Source organism: Methylobacterium sp. WL116 (genome assembly GCF_008039455.1).
Lineage (GTDB): Bacteria > Pseudomonadota > Alphaproteobacteria > Rhizobiales > Beijerinckiaceae > Methylobacterium.
Map to the genome: position 1 here is coordinate 1 of NZ_VRUV01000605.1, position 2,517 is coordinate 2,517.

Annotated in this window: 3 pseudogenes; 1 reads left to right on the plus strand and 2 read right to left on the minus strand. The window is 75.2% G+C overall.

Annotated elements, in window-relative coordinates:
* A pseudogene (locus tag FV223_RS25150) lies at positions 1 to 615 on the plus strand (heme biosynthesis protein HemY); the annotation flags it as partial.
* On the opposite strand, the pseudogene FV223_RS25155 reads toward FV223_RS25150, so the two are convergent.
* Both FV223_RS25155 and FV223_RS30845 read right to left on the minus strand, forming a co-directional pair.
* Positions 569 to 1,306 (minus strand): annotated as a pseudogene (locus FV223_RS25155) (heme biosynthesis HemY N-terminal domain-containing protein); the annotation flags it as partial. The pseudogenes FV223_RS25150 and FV223_RS25155 sit on opposite strands and share 47 nt — an antisense overlap.
* 117 nt (positions 1,307 to 1,423) lie before the next feature.
* A pseudogene (locus tag FV223_RS30845) lies at positions 1,424 to 2,517 on the minus strand (translation initiation factor 2); the annotation flags it as partial.

Sequence of the window (2,517 nt, forward strand, 5' to 3'; positions counted from 1 at the left end):
GCGCAGGTGCGCGAGGCCGGCGAGCCGGAGGCGGCGACCGAGCGCGCGCTCCAGGCGGTCAAGCTCGCGCCCGATCTCGTTCCCGCCGCCAGCATCGCCGGGCGCCTGCTCGCCCGCCGCGGCGATCTGAAGAAGGCGGCCAAGATCGTCGAGGCCGCGTGGAAGGCCAACCCGCACCCGGACCTCGCCAAGGTCTACCTTAACCTGCGCACCGGCGATTCCGTGCGGGACCGCCTGGCGCGGGCCGAGACGCTGGCCAAGCTCTCGTCCTGGGCCCCCGAGGCGCGCCTCGCCCTGGCGCAGGCCGCGTTCGACGCCCGCGACTTCGAGAAGGCCCGCGAGGCGATCCAGCCCCTGCTCGACGACGGCCCGAGCGTGCGCACCTGCCTGATGATGGCACGGATCGAGGAGACTGAGCACGGCGCCGGCTCGGGCCGCGCCCGCGAATGGCTCGCCCGCGCCGCGCATGCCCCGCGCGATCCCGTCTGGATCGCCGACGGCGTCGCCTCGCCGACCTGGGAGCCGATCTCGCCGGTCTCCGGCCGCATCGACGCCTTCGTCTGGCAGGCGCCGCCTCCGGCTCGCCGGCCTCGCGCACCTGCGCCATCGCGGTGAGCAGGACGGCACGCTGGCGCCGCGCCTCCGCCTTGTCGATCAGCCCGAGGGAGCCGCGGCGCTCGACGATCTCGAGCGCGCCGCCCCAGTCGCCGTCGGCGCATTGCGCCTCCAGCACGGCGTCGTTCGCCCAGGTGACGCTGGGAGCGAGGCGTGCGGCCTCCGCCGCGTAGGCGCGGGCGGAGACGTCGTCCTCGCGTCGGCGCGCTTCGACGAACAGGCCGCGCAGGCCGAGCACCCGCGTCTCGGGGTCGTCGACCATGCGCTGGAACGCGCTCTCGGCCGCCTGCCGGTCGCCGGAGATCTGCGCCGCCTGAGCCTTGAGCAGCAGGGTCAGCGGTTCCGCGCCGAGCAGGCGCTCGGCGTCGCCCGCATGGCGGCGGGCGGCGAGGGGATCGCCCGACCCGACCGCGACCATGCCGCGCGACAGGGCGGTGAAGCCCTTGGCCCGGCGGCGCTCGCGCGAGCCGTTCACCAGGGTGTCCGGCAGGGTGATGATGCCGCGGACCACGGCCCAGACGAGGCCGAGCGCGATCGCCGCGATGCCGACGCCGATGAGGGCGATGGCGAGGCTCGTGGCCACCTCGTAGCCGTTCCACACGATGGTGACCGACCCGGGTCGGTCGGCGATCCACACCGCCCCGAAGGCGGCGACGGCAAGCAGGGCCAGGAAGGCGAGAGCGCGCCACATGAGGTCGGGTACTCCTGTCAGCCGCGAGGACGGCGTCGCGTCGCGACGAGGATGTGGGCGGGGGCGATGGCCGCCCCCGCAGGATGGCGTGTCTCTGCGATCACCTCAGGGGGGCGATCACGGCTTGGCGGTCGGCGCGGTCGTCGGCAGGCCCTTGAACGCGTCGGAGAGCAGCGCCTGGGCCGCCTGGGCCGCCTGGGCCCGCGCCTTCAGCGTCGCGCCGAAATCGCCGGTCTGCGCCTTCAGATCCTGCGGCATCGCCTCGTAGGCCTGCGACGCCTCGATCAACGCGCCGCGATCTAGGGCCGCCTGTACCTTCGCCGTCGGATCGCTGGCGGCAGCCTCCTCGGCGGCCGGCGGCGCATCGACCTTGCGGACCTGCACGATCGAGTCCGCGATGCTGAGGAAGCGGCTCTTGAGGTCGCCGTTGGCGGCGACCTCCTTGGCGGCGGCGGCCTTGCGCGCGGCGGCGACCTTGTCGGCGATCGGGCGGAACGCGGCGGCGAGCTGGTCCGCGGTCGGCGCGCCCTTGTCGGCGAACGGCGCCAGGGCGTCGACGCGGCTCGCGTCGCCGGTCTCGAGCTTGCGCAGGGTCGCCAGCGGCTCGGCATACGGGACGCCGGCCTCCAGCGCGGCGGCGATCCGGTCGGCGGTGACGACCTTCAACGCGGCCTGAACGGTGCTGGCCTCGGCCCGAAGCGCCACCGCCTTGTCCAGGGTGGCGATCTTGTCGGCCTGATCCTGCAGGCGCCGGTCGAGGGCCTTGGTCGCCGACTCGGCCGTACTCCTGCCGGCCTCGGCCGCCTCGCGGCTCGCCTGCGTCGCCGTCTGCACCGCCTCGGTCGCGGCCTTCACCCGCTCGTCGAGGGTCTTCTGCAGGGCGTCGAGGCGTTGGCCTAGGGCCTGGTCGGCCTCGGCGTTCGCCTTGGTGCGTGCCTCGACCTCGCCCTGGAGCGTGGCGAGCTTCGGCGCGAGGTCGACGGCCGGGGCGCGCGCCGCCTTGTCGGGCGCCTTGTCCTCGAGCGCCTTCACGCGCCCGTCGAGGGCGGCGATCTGCTTGGGGTCGCCGCCGGCCTGGGCCACCCCGAGGCGGGAATCGCCAGCCTGGTCGCGGCCCGGCTCCTCCTGCAGGGCGGAGACGCGCTGGTCCAGGCTGTCGAGCCGGGCGGCGATGTCGGCCGGAAGAGCGGCCTGGGCGGCCGGCGCCGGGG